The 22,836-nt window shown below is 37.8% G+C and carries 22 protein-coding genes and 1 pseudogene; 15 read left to right on the top strand and 8 right to left on the bottom strand.

Features of this window, described 5'->3' with window-relative positions:
• Positions 1-31 precede the first annotated feature (31 nt).
• Positions 32-1,422 (top strand): annotated as a pseudogene (locus V7O67_RS09995) (transposase).
• 221 nt (positions 1,423-1,643) lie between these two features.
• A complete protein-coding gene (locus V7O67_RS09990; protein WP_342304973.1) occupies positions 1,644-2,075 on the top strand; it encodes a nucleoside deaminase in 432 nt (143 codons plus the stop codon).
• A gap of 4 nt (positions 2,076-2,079) precedes the next feature.
• Here V7O67_RS09990 and V7O67_RS09985 read toward each other — a convergent pair whose 3' ends face one another.
• Positions 2,080-3,912, bottom strand: coding sequence for a PAS domain S-box protein (locus tag V7O67_RS09985; RefSeq protein ID WP_342304974.1), 1,833 nt, complete (start codon positions 3,910-3,912; stop codon positions 2,080-2,082).
• Positions 3,913-4,475: 563 nt separating this feature from the next.
• On the opposite strand from V7O67_RS09985, the gene V7O67_RS09980 reads away from it, so the two are divergent.
• Genes V7O67_RS09980 through pspAB form a run of 3 tightly spaced genes read left to right on the top strand, consistent with a single transcriptional unit; the run spans position 4,476 to position 6,735 of the window.
• Complete coding sequence (locus V7O67_RS09980) at positions 4,476-5,249, top strand: GTPase (protein ID WP_342304975.1); 774 nt, start codon at positions 4,476-4,478, stop codon at positions 5,247-5,249.
• Positions 5,250-5,281: 32 nt separating this feature from the next.
• Positions 5,282-6,163 carry a zinc metalloprotease HtpX gene (gene htpX / locus V7O67_RS09975; RefSeq protein WP_342304976.1) on the top strand — a complete coding sequence of 294 codons (882 nt, stop codon included), beginning with the start codon at positions 5,282-5,284 and terminating at the stop codon, positions 6,161-6,163.
• Entirely contained in the window at positions 6,163-6,735 is a 573-nt protein-coding gene (gene pspAB, locus V7O67_RS09970) for a PspA-associated protein PspAB (RefSeq protein ID WP_342304977.1), read from the top strand. The genes htpX and pspAB overlap by 1 nt, the downstream gene beginning before the upstream one ends.
• 44 nt (positions 6,736-6,779) lie before the next feature.
• Here the strand turns inward: pspAB and pspAA are convergent, their stop codons facing one another.
• A complete protein-coding gene (gene pspAA / locus V7O67_RS09965; RefSeq protein WP_342304978.1) occupies positions 6,780-7,058 on the bottom strand; it encodes a PspA-associated protein PspAA in 279 nt (92 codons plus the stop codon).
• Positions 7,055-7,753 carry a PspA/IM30 family protein gene (locus tag V7O67_RS09960; protein ID WP_342304979.1) on the bottom strand — a complete coding sequence of 233 codons (699 nt, stop codon included), beginning with the start codon at positions 7,751-7,753 and terminating at the stop codon, positions 7,055-7,057. Before V7O67_RS09960 ends, pspAA begins: the two co-directional genes overlap by 4 nt.
• Positions 7,754-7,916: 163 nt before the next feature.
• Here V7O67_RS09960 and V7O67_RS09955 point away from each other — a divergent pair, with 163 nt between their 5' ends.
• From V7O67_RS09955 to V7O67_RS09945, 3 genes are all read left to right on the top strand, one after another.
• Positions 7,917-8,435, top strand: coding sequence for an NYN domain-containing protein (locus V7O67_RS09955; RefSeq protein WP_342304980.1), 519 nt, complete (start codon positions 7,917-7,919; stop codon positions 8,433-8,435).
• A 67-nt stretch (positions 8,436-8,502) separates the two neighbouring features.
• Entirely contained in the window at positions 8,503-10,002 is a 1,500-nt protein-coding gene (locus V7O67_RS09950) for a dicarboxylate/amino acid:cation symporter (protein ID WP_342304981.1), read from the top strand.
• Positions 10,003-10,328: 326 nt separating this feature from the next.
• On the top strand, positions 10,329-10,571 hold the full coding sequence (locus tag V7O67_RS09945) for a hypothetical protein (RefSeq protein ID WP_406669960.1): 243 nt from the start codon (positions 10,329-10,331) through the stop codon (positions 10,569-10,571).
• Here the strand turns inward: V7O67_RS09945 and V7O67_RS09940 are convergent.
• The 3 genes from V7O67_RS09940 to V7O67_RS09930 all read right to left on the bottom strand — a co-directional run bounded on the left by V7O67_RS09940 (position 10,563) and on the right by V7O67_RS09930 (position 12,582).
• A complete protein-coding gene (locus V7O67_RS09940) occupies positions 10,563-10,982 on the bottom strand; it encodes a transposase (RefSeq protein ID WP_406671459.1) in 420 nt (139 codons plus the stop codon). The two genes, V7O67_RS09945 and V7O67_RS09940, sit on opposite strands and share 9 nt — an antisense overlap.
• A gap of 2 nt (positions 10,983-10,984) precedes the next feature.
• The gene (locus tag V7O67_RS09935; RefSeq protein WP_342304982.1) at positions 10,985-11,353 is read right to left on the bottom strand and encodes a transposase; all 369 of its coding nucleotides are present in this window, start codon (positions 11,351-11,353) and stop codon (positions 10,985-10,987) included.
• A gap of 191 nt (positions 11,354-11,544) precedes the next feature.
• Positions 11,545-12,582 carry a hypothetical protein gene (locus tag V7O67_RS09930; RefSeq protein WP_342304983.1) on the bottom strand — a complete coding sequence of 346 codons (1,038 nt, stop codon included), beginning with the start codon at positions 12,580-12,582 and terminating at the stop codon, positions 11,545-11,547.
• 186 nt (positions 12,583-12,768) lie between these two features.
• Between V7O67_RS09930 and V7O67_RS09925 the strand changes: the two genes are divergently transcribed.
• Positions 12,769-13,515 (top strand): class I SAM-dependent methyltransferase, encoded by a 747-nt coding sequence (locus V7O67_RS09925; protein WP_406669959.1) that lies wholly within the window; start codon positions 12,769-12,771, stop codon positions 13,513-13,515.
• A 10-nt stretch (positions 13,516-13,525) separates the two neighbouring features.
• Here the strand turns inward: V7O67_RS09925 and V7O67_RS09920 are convergent, their stop codons facing one another.
• Positions 13,526-13,849: a Rieske (2Fe-2S) protein gene (locus V7O67_RS09920; RefSeq protein WP_342304985.1), complete on the bottom strand. Its 324-nt coding sequence runs from the start codon at positions 13,847-13,849 to the stop codon at positions 13,526-13,528.
• Between the two features lie 434 nt (positions 13,850-14,283).
• On the opposite strand from V7O67_RS09920, the gene V7O67_RS09915 reads away from it, so the two are divergent.
• From V7O67_RS09915 to eif1A, 3 genes are all read left to right on the top strand, one after another.
• Positions 14,284-15,549, top strand: a complete 1,266-nt coding sequence (locus V7O67_RS09915) for a DUF2254 family protein (RefSeq protein WP_342304986.1) — start codon at positions 14,284-14,286, stop codon at positions 15,547-15,549.
• A gap of 194 nt (positions 15,550-15,743) precedes the next feature.
• Positions 15,744-17,036 carry a DEAD/DEAH box helicase gene (locus tag V7O67_RS09910; protein WP_342304987.1) on the top strand — a complete coding sequence of 431 codons (1,293 nt, stop codon included), beginning with the start codon at positions 15,744-15,746 and terminating at the stop codon, positions 17,034-17,036.
• 283 nt (positions 17,037-17,319) lie between these two features.
• Complete coding sequence (gene eif1A / locus V7O67_RS09905; protein WP_342306505.1) at positions 17,320-17,658, top strand: translation initiation factor eIF-1A; 339 nt, start codon at positions 17,320-17,322, stop codon at positions 17,656-17,658.
• Positions 17,659-17,898: 240 nt separating this feature from the next.
• On the opposite strand, the gene V7O67_RS09900 is transcribed toward eif1A, so the two are convergent.
• Entirely contained in the window at positions 17,899-18,105 is a 207-nt protein-coding gene (locus tag V7O67_RS09900) for a TRAM domain-containing protein (RefSeq protein WP_309309010.1), read from the bottom strand.
• 596 nt (positions 18,106-18,701) lie between these two features.
• Between V7O67_RS09900 and V7O67_RS09895 the strand changes: the two genes are divergently transcribed.
• The 3 genes from V7O67_RS09895 (at position 18,702) to V7O67_RS09885 (ending at position 22,735) form a co-directional block, all read left to right on the top strand.
• Entirely contained in the window at positions 18,702-20,603 is a 1,902-nt protein-coding gene (locus V7O67_RS09895; protein WP_342304989.1) for a LamG-like jellyroll fold domain-containing protein, read from the top strand.
• A gap of 18 nt (positions 20,604-20,621) precedes the next feature.
• Entirely contained in the window at positions 20,622-21,167 is a 546-nt protein-coding gene (locus V7O67_RS09890) for a cohesin domain-containing protein (RefSeq protein ID WP_342304990.1), read from the top strand.
• A gap of 623 nt (positions 21,168-21,790) precedes the next feature.
• Positions 21,791-22,735, top strand: a complete 945-nt coding sequence (locus tag V7O67_RS09885; protein WP_342304534.1) for an IS5 family transposase — start codon at positions 21,791-21,793, stop codon at positions 22,733-22,735.
• Positions 22,736-22,836 lie beyond the last annotated feature (101 nt).

The raw sequence follows: 22,836 nt of genomic DNA, 5'->3' as shown, positions 1-22,836 counted from the left end.
TGTGCTCTTAATTTTGTTTATATCGACAAAAATGCAAACAAAACTAAGAACATATGGGGTTATCTCTAATGAGAATATATGCTTTTCTATCGGAACCATTCTGACTGTAAATGAACTTTATGATGTCCTTGATCTATCAACTGTTTTTTGTAAACACAAACAGAATGGAATTGACATTAACGGCCTGTTAAAATCTCTTGTGAGCTATAAGCTCACAGATAATTTTAGTATAAGAAAAGCTCATCAATGGATTAACCGTAATGAGGTTCTTGATATTTTCAACCTTCCTGAATTCAGTGAAAGGACACTTTACAGAGTTCTTGAAACTCTAGGGAATAATCGTGAAACGATTATTTCCGATATTCAGGATAGATTATTTGCTCGATATGAATTTGAGCACACGAATATAAACATAGACTGGACGAGCATCGTCCTTTGTGGAAATAAATCCCCACTTGGAAAAAATGGGTATAGTAGAGATCACAGACCCGACAAGAAACAGATTAATTTAGGTGTTTCTGAACTTGCATCCCCTATTAATGAGCCTATAGAAATCATTGTCCAAAAGGGAAATGTGCCTGACCAGGCATATTTTGAGGAAATTTGTTTTCAAGTGAACACAAGATTAAGGGAAGGTTCACTTGTTATTTTTGATAAAGGAGCTAACAGCACAGATAACATTGGCCTGATAATGACAGATAAAATGCAGTATCTGACTGCAAGGAAACTCAATACCAGCGATGACAAGATAATAGCAAAGTTCAGAAGTTATCCTGTTGAGATAGTTAATCCTAAAGATAGTATATATGGCCTGAAAATTGTTAAACCAAGCAGTATAAATCACCTATATTTTTCAGAAAGCTTCAGAAAGAGCAACTTGAATCAAGGGCGAGAAAAATTATGAGGCAGATAGAAGAGGCAAAACAGATACAAAATTTGATTGATAAAAATAAAAATTGCTTAAGATATTCAGGATCAATAATGACCTTGTTGATGTTGTTTATTTATTACAGACTAAGTTGGTGGATCTTGGTGAGCAGGAAGATATCAAACTTCTTAAAGAAAATTTTATTTCTGGTAGAGAGGTATTTTTCTGCCTGAAATCGAGTATAATTTGACACTTAAAGAAGCTCTACAAACATATAGGTAAAAGGATTCTATTGAGAAGATCATCAATTCTCCAAAGAATGAGATTGAGATTAAACCATTGGAGTATGGTCTGATGCTAGTCTTTATGGCACTATAATTATTGGGTTCATTGCACAATTATTCATATCGCTGATGTGATATGAGTTCAATGAACTCAAACATAAGTCCACAAAATTCATTAAAAAAAGCTTATTGAATTTGGTAGTTACCGTGGATTTCCTCAAAAGTCAGGCAAAAAACTATATTAACGCTAACTTTGACCCCATAAATTAACTGATTATAAGGAAAAAATGGGTAAAATCGTAGTAACTGGTATGAAATTGTATAAACTGTCAAATAGGTTTTCCTGACAAAAAAACGAAATATTTGGATTGAAAGCTAAGACATTCTCTTCAATTAAAAGTGATAACTGTCAAACTTGGGTAATAACAAAAAATATATCCAACTGTGAATATATTAGCACTTGCTTATATTACAACCTCAGGAGAATAATTATGGACGATTTTATGCAAGCTGCTATAGAAGAGGCAAAAAGCGGACTAAAAGAAGGAGGAATCCCCATTGGGTCTGTTCTTGTCAGAGATGGAGATATCATCGGCAAAGGACACAATAGAAGAGTCCAACATAATGACCCTCTGGCTCATGCTGAGATAGACTGCATCCGTAGTGCAGGAAGAATAGGGAAATACGACGATACAATTATTTATTCAACACTAATGCCATGTTACCTTTGTGCAGGAGCAATAGTACAATTTGGAATTAAGAAAGTCATTGCAGGTGAATCGGATACTTTTGAAGGAGCTTCCGACTTTATGAAAGAGCACGGTGTCGAAGTTATCGATCTTGACATAGCAGAATGTAAGGAAATTATGAAAGAATTCATTCGTGAAAAGCCGGACATCTGGTATGAGGATATTGGAAAATAAGACCTTATGCTTTCTTGACTGTTGCCCAGAATACACTGCCTTTCCCTTCAGGATTATCACTAATACCTATTTTACCACCGTGCAATTCGATAATCCTTTGAGCAATTGCAAGACCAAGACCTGAACCCTTGACAACTTTTTTCTTTTCACCAAGGCGTTTGAAACGATTGAAGACTAAATCCTTGTCCTTATCAGGTATTCCTTCTCCCAAATCAGAAACCAGCACCTTCCATTCATCAGCGAGGTCCTGCACTTCAACTGACACAACACTGTCAGAAGGACCATATTTTATTGCATTGGAAATAAAATTGATAAATACCCCTTCAATGAGAGAATTCACCATAGCTGGATGTGATTGGCCTAGCTTAAGATCAAGCGTTATGTTCTTTTCCATAAGTTGCGGTTCAAAGTCCTGAACCACATTACGGATGATACTTGCAAGATTCACATATTTGAATGCCAAATCGTTGATATCCTCAAGCATTGCAAGTTTTGCAGCTGATTCAATCATTTCTATAAGACGTGACACATTTTTCTCAATCAGTTGAAGCTTGTACCTCTTACTTTTATCGACCTCTTCCTGTAAAAGCATATCATTGAACCCTTTTATCACACCTGCTGGATTTAAGAGATCATGACGAAGCATATCTGTAAACAGATCTTTAAGCTCATTTGAACTCTTGAGTTGTAATGCATATTGATTCAACTGAGATTCAACTTCTTTGCGTTCGGATATATCCCTTACAACAGAGATTAGCCCTTTATCAAGAGCCGTAAGAGAGGCTTCATGAAAAAAACTACTTCCATCTTTCTTCTTTCCAAGCAATTCGCCTTTCCATTTACCCTTTAAGCTGAACTCGGACAGGATAATATTTGAGAAGATTTCTATTTCAGGATCATTGTAAAGAACATGCCATTTTTCCCCTATGAATTCATCAGGACTATCATATCCAAAGATATGCACAAGCGCATTATTTACATATGTAAAAGTACCTTTTTCGTCCATGATAGCCATCCCATCTATAGAGGCTTCCATAGCACGTGTCTGTATTCTAAGTTCCTCCGCAGCTTTTTTTTGCGTCGTAATATCCATGCCAGAGCAAAGAACTCCTATTATATGACCATTTTCATCCATAAGGGATTTAGAGTACCAGGATATTATACGTTGTTCATTCTGTTTTGTAATCACAGGACATTCATAGTAGCTAATATCAGACCCAGCTTTATGCAACGTACCTGAAATATGCTTTTCCATTTCCGGCTTCGATGCCTCTGGAATAAAATAATGAAGCAAGTTTTGCCCAATAACTTCTTCCTCATTAGCGTAACCCAGTATATCAAGACCCATCTTGTTTATGAGAGAGACATTCTGTTCTAGATTGAGAACCATCATCAGAACTGCCGCTACATCAAGGTAATTTTGGGCCTGATCACGTTCTCTTATCAGGTTATCATGAAGGGCTTTTATACGAAGTAAAGAATTCACCCTCATTTTAAGTTCAAGCCTGTCAACAGGCTTTATGAGAAAATCATCTGCATTGACCTCTATACCCCTTAAACGTTCATCCCTTGCAGACAAAGCAGTAACCAGAACAACAGGTATGAATTGAGTAATTTCCGAGCTCTTTATGCGCTCGCAAACACTATAACCGCTAATATCAGGCATCATTACATCAAGAAGTACAAGATCAGGCATTTCTCTGGAAACAATGTCCAACGCATCGTACCCATTATACGCGAACAAGACATCATAATCCGATTTGAGGTAAGCCTGAAGCAACTCAACGTTCAGTGGCTCATCGTCCACAACAAGAATACGGGGTTTATCAGATGGCATCATAATCTATTTTTAAAAAACATATAAGCGCTTTCTTTTAACCCGTCAGCAAAATACTACAAAGGTATTAATTGTTACGCTATTACTCGTTTTTGTATTAGATTTACCTGACTGAATCTTACAAATAAACAAGCAATTCTATGGTTCAAGAATAGTTTATAATACTTAAGGATTTCCAGGTACTTTTATACGATTTTTTAATGAAATGTATCAATGAACCTATTAGATGTCCTGTGATAATATCCTACCATACGCCGGTTATTCCAAATCCAAAAGGAACTCAAAGCAAATTAGCAAGCAACTGAGCAAATATCAAAGAGCTAAGAACCGTCGCTATCATGGAATTCATACCTTTTTCAGTGCATTGGCCGTATGATGTTGCAAGTTCAGCCATAATGTTAAAAAATTGAATTGTCAAAGTTGGGTTTGATTATAAAATCATCAAAAATAAATTGGAAATTTAATCATTACATTGCATTCAAACATTGAATCAAAGAAACTATATCCTTTCAAAGAGTATGAACATGCAGAATCATATCACTTTTCTGAACAGAGAATAAATCATGGCAAGCCAAAAAATGATAGTGAAGGATGTCATTAAGAAATCAGACGTCCTTCTGGAAGTAGTTGATGCCCGTTTTCCCGATGATACCAGGAATAGTGAGATAGAACACGATCTTGGACGTCTCAATAAACCGTTCATCATAGTACTCAATAAATGTGACCTTGTATCAAAGGATAAACTTGAAAAGGCAAAATCCCGCATGGCAAAAATAGCACCTACTATTTTTGTGTCCTCAAAAGAGAAATATGGGACCACAATGTTGAGATTTAAAATACTGGAAGTTGCAGATATACAGGACCGGAACATAAAAGTTGGTTGTATAGGATACCCTAACACCGGAAAATCCTCGGTTATCAACAGCGTTGTCGGAAGAGGTAAAGCTCCAACATCATCAATCTCCGGGCATACAAAAGGTGTACAAATAATCAACGCAGGCTCACGAATTGTATTTCTGGATACACCTGGCGTTTTTCCCCTGGATGAACGTGATGAATACATACAGGGACTACTGGGAATAAAAGACTCAACTCACCTGAAAGACCCTATAGGAGTAGCACTAAGGATTATCGAGAAACTAGTCGTTGAAGACAAAGAAACGCTTGAATCATTTTACAAAGTAAGCATCGGAGATGAGAATTCCTATGACATACTTGAAATGATAGGATTACAAAGTAATTTCCTGAAGAAAAAGGGCAAAATTGATGAAACCAGAGCTGCCGTCAAAATAATCAATGACTGGCAAAAAGGATTACTCCGTTTAGATGATATATAAGTTAGATTGAATTACCAATAAGAGGCATTGAAATGGTAGAGTGGAAAAAAGATATCGGACTGGAAGGAAGAATGATACTGACGATGTTCCTGCTAGCGGCAGTTTATCTTGGTTTCCTGGTTTTCCTTGTGTCCATGGGTACACCCCAAACATTCATGCTCCTGTTCATCGCATTGTTCATGGGAGCACAATACTATTACTCGGATAAGCTGGTCCTCTGGACAATGAAAGCTAGAGTTGTTTCAGAATCAGAAGAACCAAAGCTTCATGAAACAATTACCAGACTATGTGTTATCGCTGGCCTGCCAAAACCAAAGGTCGCAATTGTAGACACCTCAGTACCCAATGCCTTTGCAACGGGAAGAGGTCCTAAGAATGCTGTTGTTGCTGTAACCACTGGCCTGATGCGCAAGCTTGACCAGGGAGAACTGGAAGCAGTGCTTGCACATGAACTTAGCCATGTGAAAAATAGGGACATGGCAATATTGACAATCGCGAGTTTTATCTCAACTCTGGCATTCTATATTGTAAGATACAGTTTCTATTTTGGTGGTTTTGGAGGCGGTCGCAGGAATTCAAATGGTGGTCTGGTAGCCATTTGGATCGTTTCAATATTGGTATGGATCATTAGTTTTCTTCTTATTCGTGCTCTTTCAAGGTACAGGGAATTTGCAGCAGACAGAGGGTCAGCAGCCATAACAGGAAACCCTGTGAACCTTATCTCTGCACTAAGAAAAATAAGTGGAACAATGGCAAACGTGCCTACTGAAGACCTGCGTAAGGTCGAAGGTATGAATGCCTTTTTCATAATACCTGCAGTATCCGGTTCTATGATGAATCTGATATCAACTCATCCATCCATGGAAAAAAGGATTGAAGCACTTGAAAAGATACAGAGGGAGATTGAACTCTGATGGGTTTTCGTGATATGTTCAATTCTGTGCTTGGAAGAAGCAAAGTGCCTGAAGCAAAAACGGACAGGCTTTTTGCCATATCAACTGCAGTCATAACCCTCGAACTAAACCTGAATCTGAAACCTTCTGCAGTAGCAGGGATATGTTTCAAATCTATGGGCATGTCAAAATACGAAAATACAAGGGAAGAAATAGAACAGCTTCTTAAGTTCAGTACCAAAGAAACAGGAACAGATTACAACATTCAAAAGGATGAATACAATTTTCTGTGGGTGATATTGAAAGACAAGGACTTTGAAGACCTTGTAACTAACATACATATGATATCCCAGACCCTTATAGAACAGAATTTCGGGGAACAGATATTGTGTGCAGTTTATAGGTTTGAAAGTAATGGACCTGTTTACTGGATATATAACTTCAAACAAGGAAATTACTATCCTTTCGTTCCCACGGGAAAGAGCAAAAGAGATAATCCAATGGAACTAAGGCTCAAATCTTTGATGGAAAAGGAACTACCAATCGAAAAAGAAGTGGGAAAATGGTACCCTCTCTGGAGTATGCCTTTTTAGGTCATAAACCATGAGTTAGATCAATACCATTTAAACCATTGATTTCAATCTTCAAATACCCCGACACCTGTAAAGATTTCCTTTGCTTCCTCGAATGTCAGGTCGCCTGGTGGTACAATAATATTGGATTCCACAATATCAGAATCATCAAGCTGCTTTCCATTAGTTTTTATCATATCAATGAGCTTTGAGAGTTTTACCCCGTATTCTTCTTCGTTTCCTTTAGATACGAGTTCCACTATTTCATTATCAATCACATTCAGCTCATCGAAAAGACTGCTCGGTACTTCATACTGGCCTTCACTAACTATTCTAATGATCATTTACCTGCCTCCTTTTTAAGTTTCTCAATTTCAAGGTCGACACTTGAATTGGCATTTATCTTTGCAAGTTCCCTGTCAATATCATCGCCGCTGCTTGTAAGATCATCGAGTGTACCCACTTCTATGAGCTCATCAAGTGCAGATGCACGAGCTTTCATCTGGTCAGTTTTATTCTCAGCTCTTTCTATTGCCATACCCACGTCAGCCATTTCTTCACTTATACCTGACACGGATTCATTTATCTTGACTTGAGCTTCAGCTGAAGAATACTGGGCTTTGATGGTTTCCTTCTTTGTCCTGAAAACTTCTACTTTGGTCGAAAGGCGCTTCTCGGCTGCAACAAGTTTTTCTTGTTCTTTTTCAATGTCAGCTATCTGCTGGTCAAGACCCTGGACCTGTATTGCAAGAGCACTCTTCCTTTCAAGAGCCATACGTGCCAGATCTTCTCTGTCAGCCTGTATAGCTTCCTTTGCCTGCCCATCAAGTTTCTCAATGCTCTGTGACAATTTTGATCGCTGCAACTGAAGTCTCTTTTTTGATGTTGTTACTTCTGCAACACCTCTTTTTACACCCTGTAACATTTCCAGTTGCTTCTCATAAGAATAATCAAGTGTTTCCCGGGGATCTTCCACTCGATCCATTAATTTATTCATTTTTGATTTGACTACTGTTCCCATCCTGTTGAACAATCCCATGTTATTCCTCCTGAAAAGTAAAGATAATAAAGGTATAAAGTTCAAATGGCATAAATGCCTTCCCAATTTAAATGTTCACTGCAACAAATAAGAGCAACTATACTTTTAGATAGGATTACGATATATAGGATAACATACAGAATTTCTGATGGAGAAGCAAACTATGGTCAATACAGATTACGATGACGAAAATATATTCAGAAGCCAGAGACTTGCCGTATTTGCTGACGTACAGAACATGTTCTATTCTGCAAGAAATAATTATTCTGACAGTCGCTTGGATTACGAAAAATTGCTTGCCACGGTACTGAAAGGCAGACAACTTGTAAGAGCAATTGCTTATCTGGTCGAAACAGAAGACATTGATCAGTCAGGATTCAAATACCATTTAAGAAACTTTGGATGGGAACTAAGATCCAAACAACTCAAAATAAGACCAGATGGATCAACTAAAGGTGATTGGGATATGGGAATAGCCATTGATGCAATAGCCATATCTGAAAAGGTAGATACTGTTGTGATTGTCAGTGGTGATGGAGATTTCACAGCTCTTGTAAATCACCTTAAAGCCTGTGGAGTACGTGTTGAAGTTCATTCTTTTGAAAGGAATACAGCAGCGGAACTTATTAGCTCAGCCACAGAATACTATCCAATAGATGAAAGTATACTCCGAAGAAAATAAGAAAAATTTATTTTACTCTTTGGAACAAAACGTAAACCCATTTAAAGATTGAGTTTAATTTACTGCTATGTCAAGCAGGTATAAATTACCAGATCACCTTACACTTATCCATCCGCGTTCATTAAAACATTTGAATCATCATCTGCATGAACTTGTAAAAAGTAGACTCTGGTTAAAGATTCTCATAGGAATGATGCTGGGAATCGTTACAGGACTTATACTTGGGCCTTCCACTGGTATTTTGAGCAAGGAAATATCGTACACCATTGGTGAATGGCTGGCATTACCTGGATATATATTCCTTGCACTTCTCCAGATGATTGTTGTACCACTTGTTTTTGCATCCATTATAAGGGGAATTGCATCTGGCGAAGATATGCAACAACTCAAAAAAATAGGACTTCGTACAGTTGCCTTTTTTCTCGTTACCACTGCACTTGCAATACTTGTAGGGCTTACTCTTGCATTAACAATAAATCCTGGAACTTACATCAGCAGCGAGCTTGTCCAGGATACAATGATGTCAGATACAACACAGATGGAACAAAATGAAATGATCACACCTGGTGTTTCTGAACTTCCTAGCATGATAACTACCATTGTACCAACCAATCCATTGGGATCACTTGCAACCGGAGATATGCTTCAGGTAGTCCTGTTCTCTGTGATTATAGGTGTGGCTCTTGTTTCTATGTCACCTGTGCAATCAAAACCAATGTTAGAGTTATTAGGTTCTTTGCAGGAAGTAAGTATGACAGTTGTCAAATGGAGCATGGCACTGGCCCCAATTGCTGTTTTCGGACTGATTAGCAAATTTACAATCAATCTCGGACTTGATGCATTAATGGGGATGCTGGTCTATGTAGGTACGGTACTGTTGGGACTGTTAATTATGCTCATATTCTATATGATGGTCATCCTGATAGTAACGGGAAAAAATCCGTTGAATTTTATGAGATCAATAAGAGATGTATTATTACTCGCATTTTCCACATCCAGTTCTGCTGCTGTTATGCCACTTTCAATAAAAACGGCTGAGGAAAAAATAGGCGTCAGGCCGTCTATATCCCAATTCGTTATTCCCCTTGGCGCTACAATAAATATGAATGGTACAGCTCTTTACCAGAGCATAGCAGCTGTTTTCCTTGCGCAGGTATTTGGAATAGATCTTGGCTTCGGTGAATTGGTGCTGATAATGATAACTGTAGTTGGAGCCTCAATAGGTACACCATCTACGCCAGGAGTAGGTATTGTAATCCTTGCCCTGATACTGAGCAGTGTAGGAATACCCACTGCTGGTATTGCACTTATTATCGGAGTTGACAGGATCCTTGATATGAGCCGTACTGCGGTTAATGTTACCGGAGACCTTGTCACATGTGTTGTTATGGATAAATGGGTGAACGGAAAGAAAAGTGCTAATGAAGAATTCATTGAAGTCGCAAAACGTGAAGCACAAAGAAGAGTACTTGGAGAAGATGTCATTATTACTGCACGTAACTATTCAGCCTGGCACGATTTGCCTATTGGTACTGATTTCATCGAAATAGAGATGTCTGCTCACTAACAATCTAACAATCAAAAAAGCAATCAATAGCAACAATCAAAATAAATGATCCTAATGAAATTTACGTTTCAACTTTTTGTCAAGATTGTTATTGATAGCGTTTTTATCAGGCTGAATAGTTACTACTGCACAGGAATAAAAACAAACTTTTTTCTGGCAACCAATTTAGTTCATTTTAGATTCCTGCCACGCAAAGCGTGGTTTTGGTTTATTTTTACGATTAAAACAGATGACATTCAATTAAAGCCATCCTTCAACACCATATATTTCAAGTTTGGCAGTCAAAATTAATAAAAGTGTTCTTAGCTTTGTTGTAGTCGACAAACATGCAACAAAAACTAAGAACAGATGAGATTATTCCAAATGAGAATATATGCTTTCCTATCGGAACTATCCTGGCTGTAAATCAATTTTACGATCTACTTGATCTTTCCACTGTTTTTTGTAAACACAAACAGAATGGAATTGACATTAACGACCTGTTAAAATCTCTTGTGAGCTATAAGCTCACAGATAATTTTAGTATAGAACTTATCTCAAAACGTCTCTTGAACTTTATTTCAACATAGTAGAAAACATGCAATATCCAGTAGCCCCTTGAAAACAACATTAAGCCTTTCATATCTACTTGCTATTCTTCTGAAACCCATCTTCAACCATGCAAAAAATCGTTCTATTGTTCCTCTTTTATGGTATGACTCATACTCGAACCTTGTGGGCCTTCCTCTTTTTCTATTTTTCTCATTCCTGATATTTACAGGAATGTTACTTTTGATCGCTCTTGATCTCAAGTATTTTCTGATTACAACATTATCATAAGTAGAATCAGCAAGCACTTCTGATGGTCTTGTTCCTAGTCTTCCATCCGTCTTGACCCTGATACTTTCCATGACCTCGATGAAATGCTGACTATCATGCTCTTTTCCAGAAGCAATCTGTATTGTCAAAGGAAAAACTTCGCAACTTACACAAACATGGATCTTTATGCCGTTCCTTTTTTTGTGACTGTTGTATGCGGAATCTTCTCCCCTTTTTTAGTTTCAATGAAACTGCTATCAACACATACGACATCCATGGTGAACTTACCTTTTTGGTAAGCGGAATCCCGAAGGGATTCCATTATCATAGTCCATATTCCTTCCTCAGACCACCTTTTGAGTCTTCTCCAAGCAGTTGCCTGGGAACCATAATTAACTGGCATATCCCCCCATCTGCAACCTGTTATCAGAACAAAGAGAATACCATTGATGACCTTACGGTCATCAGCTCTCTCTCTTCCGGTTATTGGTTGTGGAGGTAAGTGTGGCCTAATAAACTTCCATTGCTCATCAGAGAGTTCTCTGAATTGCATTCATATCCCCATAATAACATTAAGAAAGATAGTATTTATAGTTTTGATATGGGTTCGTGAAAACTGTCAAACTTGGGATACTACTACCGTCACAATTCAGAATATATTTAAGTTCTATCCGAGCAGGATATATTAAACTAAAATAAAAAAATACTGAATGCTAAAATAAGGTATGGAGGGAGCATTGTTTTTTAATTTTCCTGCCATCCAAGAGATTCCATTGTTCCAATATCATTTTCTTTTACTTTCAAGCTATAATGGCACATACCGTCCTTCAAATTCACATAACTGAAATCTGAAATCTGTACATCATGAGCGGTGCCAAAGTATGCGATTGCAAGTTCTTCCTCGGTGGGTTCCATCAGGAAATTGATATTTCCTTCGCCGTACCAGAGCTGCCATGGTGGTTGACTGCAAAACATTTGCTCCGAGTTCATCTCAACAAGCTTTTCCAGCATATTCAGGTTCATTTCATCCCATACATCATCAATTATTGCTGATTCGATAATTTCGTTGTATAATCTTATCTCGACAGTATGGTTGGTGATGACCGGTGCGACCATCTGGTCTGATCTGTTCCCGTAGCCACCATGGCTGCTTATAAATGTGTAAATGAGGACGTGTAATTCAGGCTCTTCCACATTGTACTGGTAGTCTGTTAAAGAGAGGTCTGAGCCGTCAAAATTGTAAGTTGGTGAATTCATGATCCATTCTTCAGCAATAATTATTGCATCATTTTCAGGGATTGCAATTGCATAGCGCCTTAATTGAACCAGAGCTTCATCTATTTCCCTGAGACCATCAGGCATGTATTCATGGAAATAAGGGTCAACTTTTATGGTCTTAGTCATTCCTTCCTGTGTAACTGTAATTTCTACTGTTCCGGTGTCAGCAACAATTGGCTGTCCTTCCTGTGGTTCGTAGAGTTCGTTCATTTCAGCGAATTCATTATCCCTGAAGAGTTCAAGCAGATTGTTGCGTGTTTCTTCATCAATAGGTTTTATGTATCTGGATGTCAAGTCATTTTCATAGTTGTAATAGCTAAAATTTACAGCCGTGGAATTAACAATAAGTTCCTGTACTGCCATTTCCTGTAAAGTGAAAGCGCCGTATGTCAGGTGTGTAATGACTGCGTTATCAGAGATGTCTGGTGTGCCATTTTTCTCTTCTGTGCATCCTGCGCTGAGAATAGCAAGTGCCAGAAGAAATATTATAATTGTTCTTTTCATTAAAGTCCCCCTTGATTTTCTCCTTATAATCAGGATATATTCACTCTATTTCTATCTTTGGTGTTTTTTTCACAACTATTCTTAATCTTTTTTTCTCTTCTCTTAACATCAATCTCCGTCAACATCAGGTGCTTTTAAAATATGGGGACCACAAAAAATTATAATCAGTAAGTACAATGTCCTTTCATGATCGAATCGCCAATTTTTGAAATATTTTATGGCTTGCCCAGGCAGGGCCCCGGTAGCAATAAATGTACGGAAAAAGCCTTTAGCATGCTTTCACCTCTTCCGGCAGATGTAAAAATTCTGGATATAGGCTGCGGTGCAGGGATGCAGACCATTCATCTTGCAAAGATTTGTGGTAACTGTCATATTACTGCAGTTGATGTTTACCAGCCATATCTTGACAGTCTTATGGAAAAGGCGGTAGCTGAAGGAGTTGCTGACAGGATATCCACTGTGTGTACCTCCATGGAAGACTTGCCGTTTGGTGCTAATGAATTTGATATAATCTGGTCTGAAGGTGCTATTTTTGTCATGGGTTTTGAAAAAGGACTTGATTACTGGAAACATTTCCTGAAAGAAGGTGGTTTCATGGCGCTTACAGAGGCAGCCTGGTTCACAGAATCTCCTTCAGAGGAAGTTTTTCAGTTCTGGAATGAATGTTATCCCGATATAGCGACAATTCCACAAAACGAAAACAGAATTGAAGCTGCTGGGTATACTATTATTGACCAGTTCAAGGTACCGGCATCTGCCTGGTGGGATGATTACTATGTTCCTCTGGAGAAAAGACTTGATTCAATAGAAGATAAGTTCAAAGGTAATACTGAAGCTGAATCTATAATTGAGTTCTCCAGAAAAGAAATAGAACTTTTCAGGCAGTATTCAAATGAATATGGTTATGTTTTCTTTGTATTTCAAAAAGAATAAAAAAGAATAATCATACAAAGATGGATATGTTTCCGTCTTCAACTTGTACTTCAAAAGTTTCAACCTTTGGATCATCCATGTCTATATACTCGCCTGTATCAATATTCTCTCCGGTGCGAATGTCAAAGCCCCAGTTATGGCATGCACATTTGAGTGTATAATCTTCTAGGCTCCCGTTCTTAAGGGGACATCCTTCATGTGGACATTCGTTTGAAATTGCATATACTTTGTTTTCCTTCTTTATCAGGGCTATTTGTTTATTCCCTGTTTTGATGACCTTTATTTTTTCTTCTTTTAATTTATCTTCTTCTATAGCAAATATCCACTCAGCCATAAACTACCTCCATAGTCTTTTCATCAAAGTATAACTTCGTCTGCATGCATTGGACTCAGTGTAAGTTATACTCCTATAAAATGCACTGTCATTCACTTATAAATAATTGGCGTAAAAGTAAACCCCAAACTACATAAGTTCATAAAATAAACGTAACTATTCAGCCTGATAAAAACACTATCAATAGCAATCTTGACAAAAAGTTGAGACCTACATTTTATTAGGATCATTAATTTTGATTGTTGCCATTGATTGCTTTTTTGATTCTTAGGTTGTTAGTGAGCAAACATCTCCGTTTTGATTAAATCAGTATCAATAGGCTAATTGTGGTAGGCTGAATAGTTACAAATAAACTTAATATACAATGTGCCATCATCTTTGATGATATTGGATTAGATCACAAATATCTTATTGAAATTAAGCTGAAGTTAAAAATGCTACTAACTAAAATAAATACTGAAAACATTTCTTTGGGTGTATTGCGTCTGTGGTTTTCACGGATCATTCTTTACATTCTTCTGTTCGTATTCAGTTTTGTAATATTTCACTACATAATTCTGGTTTTTGGACCTCCCATTTATGATATGACGAGTGCACGCTATATGATAAGTGCCTTGATACAGAGTGAAGCAGCTATAATGGCTATAATTGTCACACTGAGCCTGGTGGCAGTGGAACTTGCTTCGGGTTCTTACTCTGTGAGGATGATCGATCTTCTCAAAGTATATAATCCGGATTTCTGGATTCTCATGGTAATTTATATTGTATCCATGATCTATTGTTTGTTCGTTCTAAAATCCATACCTGATAAGAGCACAGGTCAAATGCAGCTCAGAATAGCATTTGCATTTCACTCAGGTGTTTACTCTTTCTTAGTATTGTTCCCATACCTGTTAAGAACACTTAACATGCTCAAGCCTTCAACATTGCTAAATATGCAGGCAATGAAACTGAATGCAAAGAATATAACAACAGCTATAAGTTCAGATGCCGACAGAACTCTGGAAAAAGATCCCATACAACCAATTATCGATATAATCAGTAGTTCATTGTTAAAACATGATTTTGAAACAACAAGGAACGGACTAAATATCATAGGTAAACGTACCAAAGAGATATTCACAAACAGTAATCTTGAAATCACAGAACAAAAAACAATTGCAAACTATATTTTTTCCCGTCTTGCAAGGTTTGGGAAGTTCACCTTAAATCATGCTGATGAAGATGCTACATTTATTGTGATAAGGAACCTTGAGATCCTATGGAAAGAGTTGGAAAAGAATGATCCTGGTAATTCTGTATTGCAGGCATCATCATCCCTTGAACAGATTGGTATAGTTGCATCAGAGAAGCATCAGCGAGATGTACTGTCCACTGTTATCAACCATCTTTTTGATATTGGTCAAGGGGCTTTGGATGAGGATTATAACAGGGAAGCTTCAAAGGTTATAGATTCCCTGGCTTCGATTGGCTTTTCATGTATTAATAAGCAGACAGACCCCGGAATGGTGGAAGATATAGTTTATGGGATTGGCAAACTTGGTATAAAGGCAGCAGAAAGTGGCCAAGTATCATCAGCTTCTCAGGCGGCAGATTCTATGAATACTTTAATGGTTTCCATGGAACTCATAGAAACGCCTGAGTATAAACGACTTTACAGAAAGGCTGAGAAAATATCACAATCAATTCGTTTGGAATAATGTTATTTGCCTATTATCACCGACAAGCTTAATGCCGTTGCTACTGTTACAAGAGCACTGCTCTTTTTTGTTTTGCTTTACAAAACAATTTGGAACATTAATTCTTAAAGCGGGCCAAATTGAAAACAAATCCAGATGATGTGACGTCATCCCATGTTTTGCATTGATGGCCACATAATCACAGGAACTATAATATGGAATCATCAACGTTTAAAGACCTTCAGTTATCCAGAAATCTCGAAAAAGCAATTGAGGAACTAGGTTTTGAGGAACCTACTCCCATACAGGTTCAGTCTATTCCTCATATCCTTGAAGGCAAGGATGTCATCGGTCAGGCGCAGACCGGTACAGGTAAGACTGCTTCATTTGGGATACCAGCTCTGGAAATGGTAACTCCTAACAGCAGAAATACTCAGGTACTTGTTTTATGTCCTACAAGAGAACTTGCAAATCAGGTTGCAGATGAGTTGACCAAGCTTGCAAAATACACTAAGGCAAAGATACTGCCAGTGTACGGTGGACAGAACATCGACAGGCAGATAAAGGCTCTCAGGAGTGGTGTTCATATAGTGATTGGAACTCCTGGAAGAGTCATGGATCACATCGAGCGCAAGACATTAAAACTTAACAACGTGGAAATGGTTGTTCTTGATGAAGCTGATGAAATGCTTGACATGGGATTCAGGGAGGATATTGAAAGCATCCTCAGCAGTGTTCCTGATGACAGGCAGACCATCCTTTTCTCAGCTACAATGCCTGCTCCAATAATGAAATTAGCTAAAAGGTTTCAAAATAATCCAATACATGTCAAGACAATCCATAAAGTTGTCACAGCACCTAACATGGAGCAATCCTACTTTGAAGTGAAGCATCATATGAAGCCTGATGTCCTTTGCAGGATGATCGATATTTATGATGTGAAATCATCTCTTGTATTTTGTAATACCAAGAAAAAGGTGGATGAACTTGTCAGTCTCCTTAAAACAAGAGGTTTTCTTGCTGACGCAATTCATGGTGATCTGAAGCAAACCCAAAGAGAGAAGGTAATGGCAAGTTTCAGGAAAGGGGAAATAGAGACCCTTGTTGCAACTGATGTAGCAGCCCGTGGTATCGATGTTGAGAATATCGAAGTAGTTTTCAATTATGATATGCCACAGGATGAGGAATCCTATGTACACAGAATCGGAAGGACGGGACGTGCAGGAAGGCCTGGAATAGCATTCACTTTTGTAACTCCCAAGGAGATATACAAGATTAAGAGCATCCAGAAGTACACTAAGACAAAAATAAAGAACCAGAAGGTTCCAACAAGAAGTGATGCTGAGGATTTCAAGGCGAACATGCTTGCAAAGAAAGTAAAGGAAACTATTGATGCAGGTCACCTTGGAAAGCATATGCATTGGGTGGAGAAGATGGCAGAGGAGGATTATACCTCAATGGACATTGCCGCCGGACTTGTCAAGTTAATGCTTTCTGGAAAAAAGTAACTTTTAACTAGTTAAAGTAAGGGATAATCGTTACCGGATAAGATTCGGTAACTCCCTGAAATATACGATTCATCTTATATAGTTTGAGCATATCTATACAAATAGAATCAAATGGCCATACTACACTAGTAAATTTTTATTTACAGTAACGGAGATTGGTCAAATTTTGCTTTATTTAAATTGGATATTTCTAATGTTGTGAGATCCATAGACAACATTTTGGTAAATATCTTGTTTTGAGTAAGGTAGGAATAAAACATTTTACATGCACTGAGGTATTAATCTGGCTAATTATAGAAGTAATAAAAGGAAAAGTAATGCAAGGGGTGGAAATCCTGATGGACAGGAAGTTGTCAGGGTTAGGACTCCACGCAAAGAGAATGGCGAGGTTCTGGCAACAGTTTCAAGTCTTCTTGGAGCAAACAGGGTAAGGTTGCAATGCATGGATGGTGTGGTCCGTATGGGAAGGATTCCTGGTTCAAAGAAGAAAAGAATGTGGGTCCGTGAAGGCGACATCGTTATAGCAACTCCTTGGGAGATCCAGGATTCAAAAGCTGATGTTATATGGAAGTATACTCGTCCTCAGGTTAACTGGTTGGAGCGTAAAGGCTTCCTTGGATGAGATGAATTTAATTATTCATCTTTTCTGATATCTATTTTTTATTCATTTTGTATTTGATTTTGAATAGCTACTATTTTTTGATTAGTTACAACATAAAACTATTTTGATTAGTTATAACATTAAACGTAAAACTATTCAGTAGTAATTACTTGATAATATAGAAAAAGTAATGTTGAATATAATTAAAAAAAGGTTATCGAAGTATCATTTAAAGATACTTCATATGAAAAAGTATTGTGCTTATTCAGCAACTTCGCCGAATGCGAACTTTCTCATTACTTTTGTTACTTTGATGGTTACTTCGTCGCCTACTGATGTTCCAGGTACAAAGATTACAAATCCGCTTACTCTTGCAATTCCGTCTCCTTCTCTTGCAAGGTCTTCGATTGTTACGTCGTATGTCTCTCCGGCATCTACAGGTGCTGTGGTTTCATTTCTGTTAAACATTTTAAATTCACTTCCTTTTTGGTTAGCTTAAAAGATCTGAGTAAGCTGAAAACATAATGCAAAATAGAAATCTACAGTTTAAGTAAATGCCATTTAATGTCAATACGTTTAGCGAATTACAGTCTTATTGTAAAGCACTTTCACATAGGTTTGTTTCTATATAAACGTTGTGCTGGTTGTTGGTTTTTTGGAATATTGCTGATAATTTGATGACTTCAAAGCGATGTGCATACTCGTTATATTGGAATGAATTAATATAAATGACTCGACATAAATGTCGATAAACTTATATTAATCCAGCACCTGCCATTTTATAGGGAACTCTAAATGTTTAAATTGAGTGGGTATAATTTCATTGATTTTGGTGTTAGACATATCCTAAAGTTGGCAGTACTTTGTTTTAGTTGCCTATATAGTATTAACTTTGTTCATATTGAGATGTCTGAGCTTTGCCCTTCACAACAAAAACGATGATATTGATTTTCTTAATTTCAAAACGGGATTATAGAACTGGTAATATTTAACGAGGTATAAAAATGAAGTGTTACTACAATAAAATCTTTAGTATTGTTGTTATTGGGTTACTGTTAATTTTGATGTCTGCAACAATCGCATCCGCTGTATCTGAATCAGGACTTGTGGCGTACTATCCATTTGATGGGGACACAAGGGACTATTCAGGAAATGGAAATGATGGAACGAACAATGGTGCCACTTTTGTCTCAGGAATGAGCGGAAATGCGCTTGATTTTGATGGAATGGCTGATTATGTTTCCGCACCAATCAACATAAATTCAGATGTAATGCCACAGGTGACTATGACACTCTGGGTGAAATCAGACAGTGATTCAAGGGGAACTGTCATTTCACATGATAATGGAGGATATGATCGTACAATAGACATCGATGCACGTGGCGGAGGACTCGGATGGTCAGCATTTAGTGGTTCTGGAGGTGTTCTGGGGTATCAGTCAGTCATAACGGATAAATGGACATTCCTTGCAGTTGTCTACGATCAGGATGCAGGTACTGTGAAGTTTTATGTGGATGGTACTATGTATGAAGAAGAAGGCAGCCTTGGAACTGGATGGAATGCAATCAATATTGGCTCTAATCCATCATATGGTGCTAATTTTGATGGTATTATAGATGAGGTTAGAATATACAATTACGCACTAACCCAAAGTGAGATAAACTCCATTTATGAAGGGGGGATAGAGCCTTCGACTGGAGATATTACATCAACACCTACTGGTCCATCCATCTCTGAACCGGGGCTTGTAGCTTATTATCCATTTGATAAAGACACAATGGACTATTCAGGAAATGGAAATGATGGAACAAACAATGGTGCTACCTTTGTTTCAGGAATAGGTGGAAATGCACTGGATTTTGATGGTATGGAGGATTATGTTTCCGTACCTATCAATATAAATCCAGACGTGATGCCACAGGCAACCATAGCACTCTGGGTAAGATCGAACAGTGATTCAAGAGGGACAGTCATTTCACACGATAATGGAGGGTATGATCGTACAATAGATATCGATGCACGTGGAGGGGGACTTGGATGGTCAGCATTTAGTGGTTCTGGAAGTGTTCTGGGATACCAGACAGTCACAACTGATAAATGGACATTTTTGGCAGTGGTCTACGATCAGGATGCAGGAACTGTGAAATTCTATGTAGACGATGTCATGTATGAAGAAGAAGGTAGCCTTGGAATGGGATGGGATGCAATCAATATTGGTTCTAATCCTTCGTTTGGTGCGTATTTTGATGGTCTCATAGATGAGGTAAGGATATACGACTACGCGCTGACCCAAAGTGAGATCAGTTCTCTCTATGGAGGGGAAATGGTTCCACCCGCAGGAGATAGTATACCTCCTTCAACAGTTGATATCACACCTCCTTCCACGATTGAAGTCTCAGGTTTGATCTTTGAATCCCGTAGTAAATCAAGCGGGAGCAGTGTACAGATACCATTGACACTGAAGGGAACGTATGAAAATATCGGAAACATGGATATGTCTCTGAGCTATGATCCCTCTGTCCTTGAAGCCACTGAGGTCATCAAAGGTGGTTTAACAACAAATTCCCTGTTCGATTACAATATTTTGGACGGGACCATAAAGATAAGTCTGGCTGATAAGAACGGATTTGGTGGGGACGGATCGATAGCCTATGTTAATTTTAATATTATAGGGTCAGAAGGGTCATCGTCAGATCTTGAGATAACTACCATCTCAGCTAACAGGGATGATGATGAAATAGTGGAGATTCAAACTCATGATGGTCTATTCAATGTGGTAGGAATGGACGAAAGTATAGGTGATGCTGATGGGGATGGGGTTCACACAGCTCTCGATGCACTTTATGCACTTCAAATGTCTGTAGGTAAGATTCCAGAAGACCTGGCCATGGATGTAAATGGGGATGGAAGTGTGACCTCTTTTGATGCCAGAAGAATTTTGAAGAATGTTGTAGGAGATGAATAAAAATAAGGAGCTGAAAGAATGAGAAAAGTTTTAATATTGATTAGTTTGGCATTTCTTATATCGTTTGCCTCAGCGAGCAGTTTGACTCTCATTGTAAGCGATACTACAGGTGAGAATGGAGCTATTGTGGAGGTTCCAATAGGTCTTGAAGGCGCGACAGATATTGGAAGTATGGACATTGTTATGAGTTACGATAGCGAGGTTTTACAGGCCACAGGGGTCGATACTGGTAAGCTTGGTATAAATGCGTACATTGAGTCAAATACGGTTGATGATGGCGAGGTCATCATTGCTCTGGCAGATGCATCAGGAATTAGTGGTAATGGCCCGATTGCAGTTGTCTCTTTTGAAGTGATTGGCGACACCGGCTCATCAAGTCCCCTGGCACTTGGGGATATTTCAGTGCATGATATAGGACGGGTTGAAGTAATCACAACAACCATGGATGGGACTTTTAGTGTTACTGATAAGACTGAGGATGCAGGTTATAGGGGTGCAGGTATGCTTGTAATAAGCGCACTCATCATGGCGTTGTTTGCAATCAAGCGAAAAAAAGAAAAGTGAAATGAAATAAAAAGATTCACTATTTTTTCTATTTTTTTCTCTATCTGGAAACTTCAAGTAAAGATGAAGGTATTTCTGTATCTGATAAAATCGGTTCATTTGTCAATCTTTATGATGGATTGAATTTGCTCTTAAAGATCAATTTTCATCATTATGATGATATATCTAAATATAGATATATTCATATAGTTTAAAAAAGTAGTACTTTTTACTCAACAAACATATGAAAAACGGAAAAACGAAAAAGTACGAATGCGGAGATCTCGGTTTCATCGAATTATCCCCTCAGACTTTGCCTTATATTAAGGTAATATCTGCAAATCCGCATTTAATCCTTAAAAACGTAAGTGGAGTATGGGCGGGGGCCCGGGCTTATGTTTGTTGATGGGTTATTGTCTTTAGGGGGGTTAAACCCCCCATATAGTTCATATCTGATTATTCTATCCTGCATTATTACAATATATACATAACTATATTTTTTAGATTAAGCAATTATAAAAAGGTAACTATTCAGCCTGACTGTTTTAATGATGCAAAAAACAATATAGAGGATTTCGATAAACTACCATCAATACCCATACAATTTAATAAAATTTAAATAATAGCAAAGCAAATTTACTATTATGGATTCTTTTACTGATTTTACCTTAAATGAAGAATATAAGCGTCTCCAATCTGTCGGAGATAAGCTTGCTGAAATTGAATATTTAGTAGATTGGAAGCCTTTTCGCCCTATTCTGGAGTCAATGTACATAAACAGAACAGCTTCAGGCGGACGGCCTGAAGCTGATGTTATTGTAATGTTCAAGATGCTTGTTCTGCAACAATGGCATGGTCTTTCTGATGCTGAGCTTGAAAAGCAGTGTATTGACAGGATATCCTTTAGGAAATTCCTGGGATTTCCTGAATATGTACCAGACAGTACAACTGTCTGGTCATTCAGGAAGAGAATTATCGACAATGGTAAAGAAAAAGCGGTGTGGGATGAAATGCAGAATCAGCTTGATGCTCTTGGTTTGAAGATTAAAAAAGGAATGATCCAGGATGCAACTTTTATTCACTCAGATCCAGGACATGCAAAAGCAGATGTACTCAGAGGAAAAGATGCGAAAACAAGAAGAAGCAAAGATGGAACCTGGACTAAGAAAAATGGTAAATCTCACTTTGGATACAAACTTCATACAATTATTGATAAGGATTATGAACTAATCAGAAGATTTGAGACAACAACTGCATCACTTCACGATTCACAGGTTGATCTGTCTGAAAAGGGTGAAGTGGTGTATAGAGATAAAGGATATTTTGGAGCAATAGCAAAAGGTTTTGCAGCAACAATGCAACGAGCTGTAAGAGGACATCCTTTAGGAATAATGGATATCCTCAGAAATGAAAGAATAAGTGTGAAAAGAGTCCCTTGCGAAAGAGTGTATGCAGTGACAAAAGAAATATTTAAAACCAGAAAGGTTCTTGTTACAACTGTAGAAAGAGTGAATGCAAAAATGTTGATGACAGCTTTTTGTTTTAATCTGCATCAATTGAGGACACTAAAAACCAAAGGAGTAATTTAGGATAGCGGGAGCTATACTAAAAATAAGGATTAATGAAGAGAAATTAAACAAAATGATAAAAAATGAGAGGATATAATTGAGTTTGAATACTTTAATGATCT

The sequence above is a fragment of the Methanolobus sp. ZRKC4 genome (assembly GCF_045291305.1).
Classification (GTDB): Archaea; Halobacteriota; Methanosarcinia; order Methanosarcinales; family Methanosarcinaceae; genus Methanolobus.
The sequence above is the reverse complement of the archived record's forward strand: the minus strand, read 5'-3'. Positions and strand labels throughout refer to the sequence as shown.

What these genes read in the sequence shown, in the direction of transcription:
- V7O67_RS09990 (WP_342304973.1), top strand. Translation starts at nt 1,644, where the DNA reads ATGGACGATTTTATGCAAGCTGCTATAGAAGAGGCAAAAAGCGGACTA.
- V7O67_RS09985 (WP_342304974.1), bottom strand. Translation starts at nt 3,912, where the DNA reads ATGCCATCTGATAAACCCCGTATTCTTGTTGTGGACGATGAGCCACTG.
- V7O67_RS09980 (WP_342304975.1), top strand. Translation starts at nt 4,476, where the DNA reads ATGGCAAGCCAAAAAATGATAGTGAAGGATGTCATTAAGAAATCAGAC.
- htpX (WP_342304976.1), top strand. Translation starts at nt 5,282, where the DNA reads ATGGTAGAGTGGAAAAAAGATATCGGACTGGAAGGAAGAATGATACTG.
- pspAB (WP_342304977.1), top strand. Translation starts at nt 6,163, where the DNA reads ATGGGTTTTCGTGATATGTTCAATTCTGTGCTTGGAAGAAGCAAAGTG.
- pspAA (WP_342304978.1), bottom strand. Translation starts at nt 7,058, where the DNA reads ATGATCATTAGAATAGTTAGTGAAGGCCAGTATGAAGTACCGAGCAGT.
- V7O67_RS09960 (WP_342304979.1), bottom strand. Translation starts at nt 7,753, where the DNA reads ATGGGATTGTTCAACAGGATGGGAACAGTAGTCAAATCAAAAATGAAT.
- V7O67_RS09955 (WP_342304980.1), top strand. Translation starts at nt 7,917, where the DNA reads ATGGTCAATACAGATTACGATGACGAAAATATATTCAGAAGCCAGAGA.
- V7O67_RS09950 (WP_342304981.1), top strand. Translation starts at nt 8,503, where the DNA reads ATGTCAAGCAGGTATAAATTACCAGATCACCTTACACTTATCCATCCG.
- V7O67_RS09945 (WP_406669960.1), top strand. Translation starts at nt 10,329, where the DNA reads ATGCAACAAAAACTAAGAACAGATGAGATTATTCCAAATGAGAATATA.
- V7O67_RS09935 (WP_342304982.1), bottom strand. Translation starts at nt 11,353, where the DNA reads ATGCAATTCAGAGAACTCTCTGATGAGCAATGGAAGTTTATTAGGCCA.
- V7O67_RS09930 (WP_342304983.1), bottom strand. Translation starts at nt 12,582, where the DNA reads ATGAAAAGAACAATTATAATATTTCTTCTGGCACTTGCTATTCTCAGC.
- V7O67_RS09925 (WP_406669959.1), top strand. Translation starts at nt 12,769, where the DNA reads ATGATCGAATCGCCAATTTTTGAAATATTTTATGGCTTGCCCAGGCAG.
- V7O67_RS09920 (WP_342304985.1), bottom strand. Translation starts at nt 13,849, where the DNA reads ATGGCTGAGTGGATATTTGCTATAGAAGAAGATAAATTAAAAGAAGAA.
- V7O67_RS09915 (WP_342304986.1), top strand. Translation starts at nt 14,284, where the DNA reads ATGCTACTAACTAAAATAAATACTGAAAACATTTCTTTGGGTGTATTG.
- V7O67_RS09910 (WP_342304987.1), top strand. Translation starts at nt 15,744, where the DNA reads ATGGAATCATCAACGTTTAAAGACCTTCAGTTATCCAGAAATCTCGAA.
- V7O67_RS09900 (WP_309309010.1), bottom strand. Translation starts at nt 18,105, where the DNA reads ATGTTTAACAGAAATGAAACCACAGCACCTGTAGATGCCGGAGAGACA.
- V7O67_RS09895 (WP_342304989.1), top strand. Translation starts at nt 18,702, where the DNA reads ATGTCTGCAACAATCGCATCCGCTGTATCTGAATCAGGACTTGTGGCG.
- V7O67_RS09890 (WP_342304990.1), top strand. Translation starts at nt 20,622, where the DNA reads ATGAGAAAAGTTTTAATATTGATTAGTTTGGCATTTCTTATATCGTTT.
- V7O67_RS09885 (WP_342304534.1), top strand. Translation starts at nt 21,791, where the DNA reads ATGGATTCTTTTACTGATTTTACCTTAAATGAAGAATATAAGCGTCTC.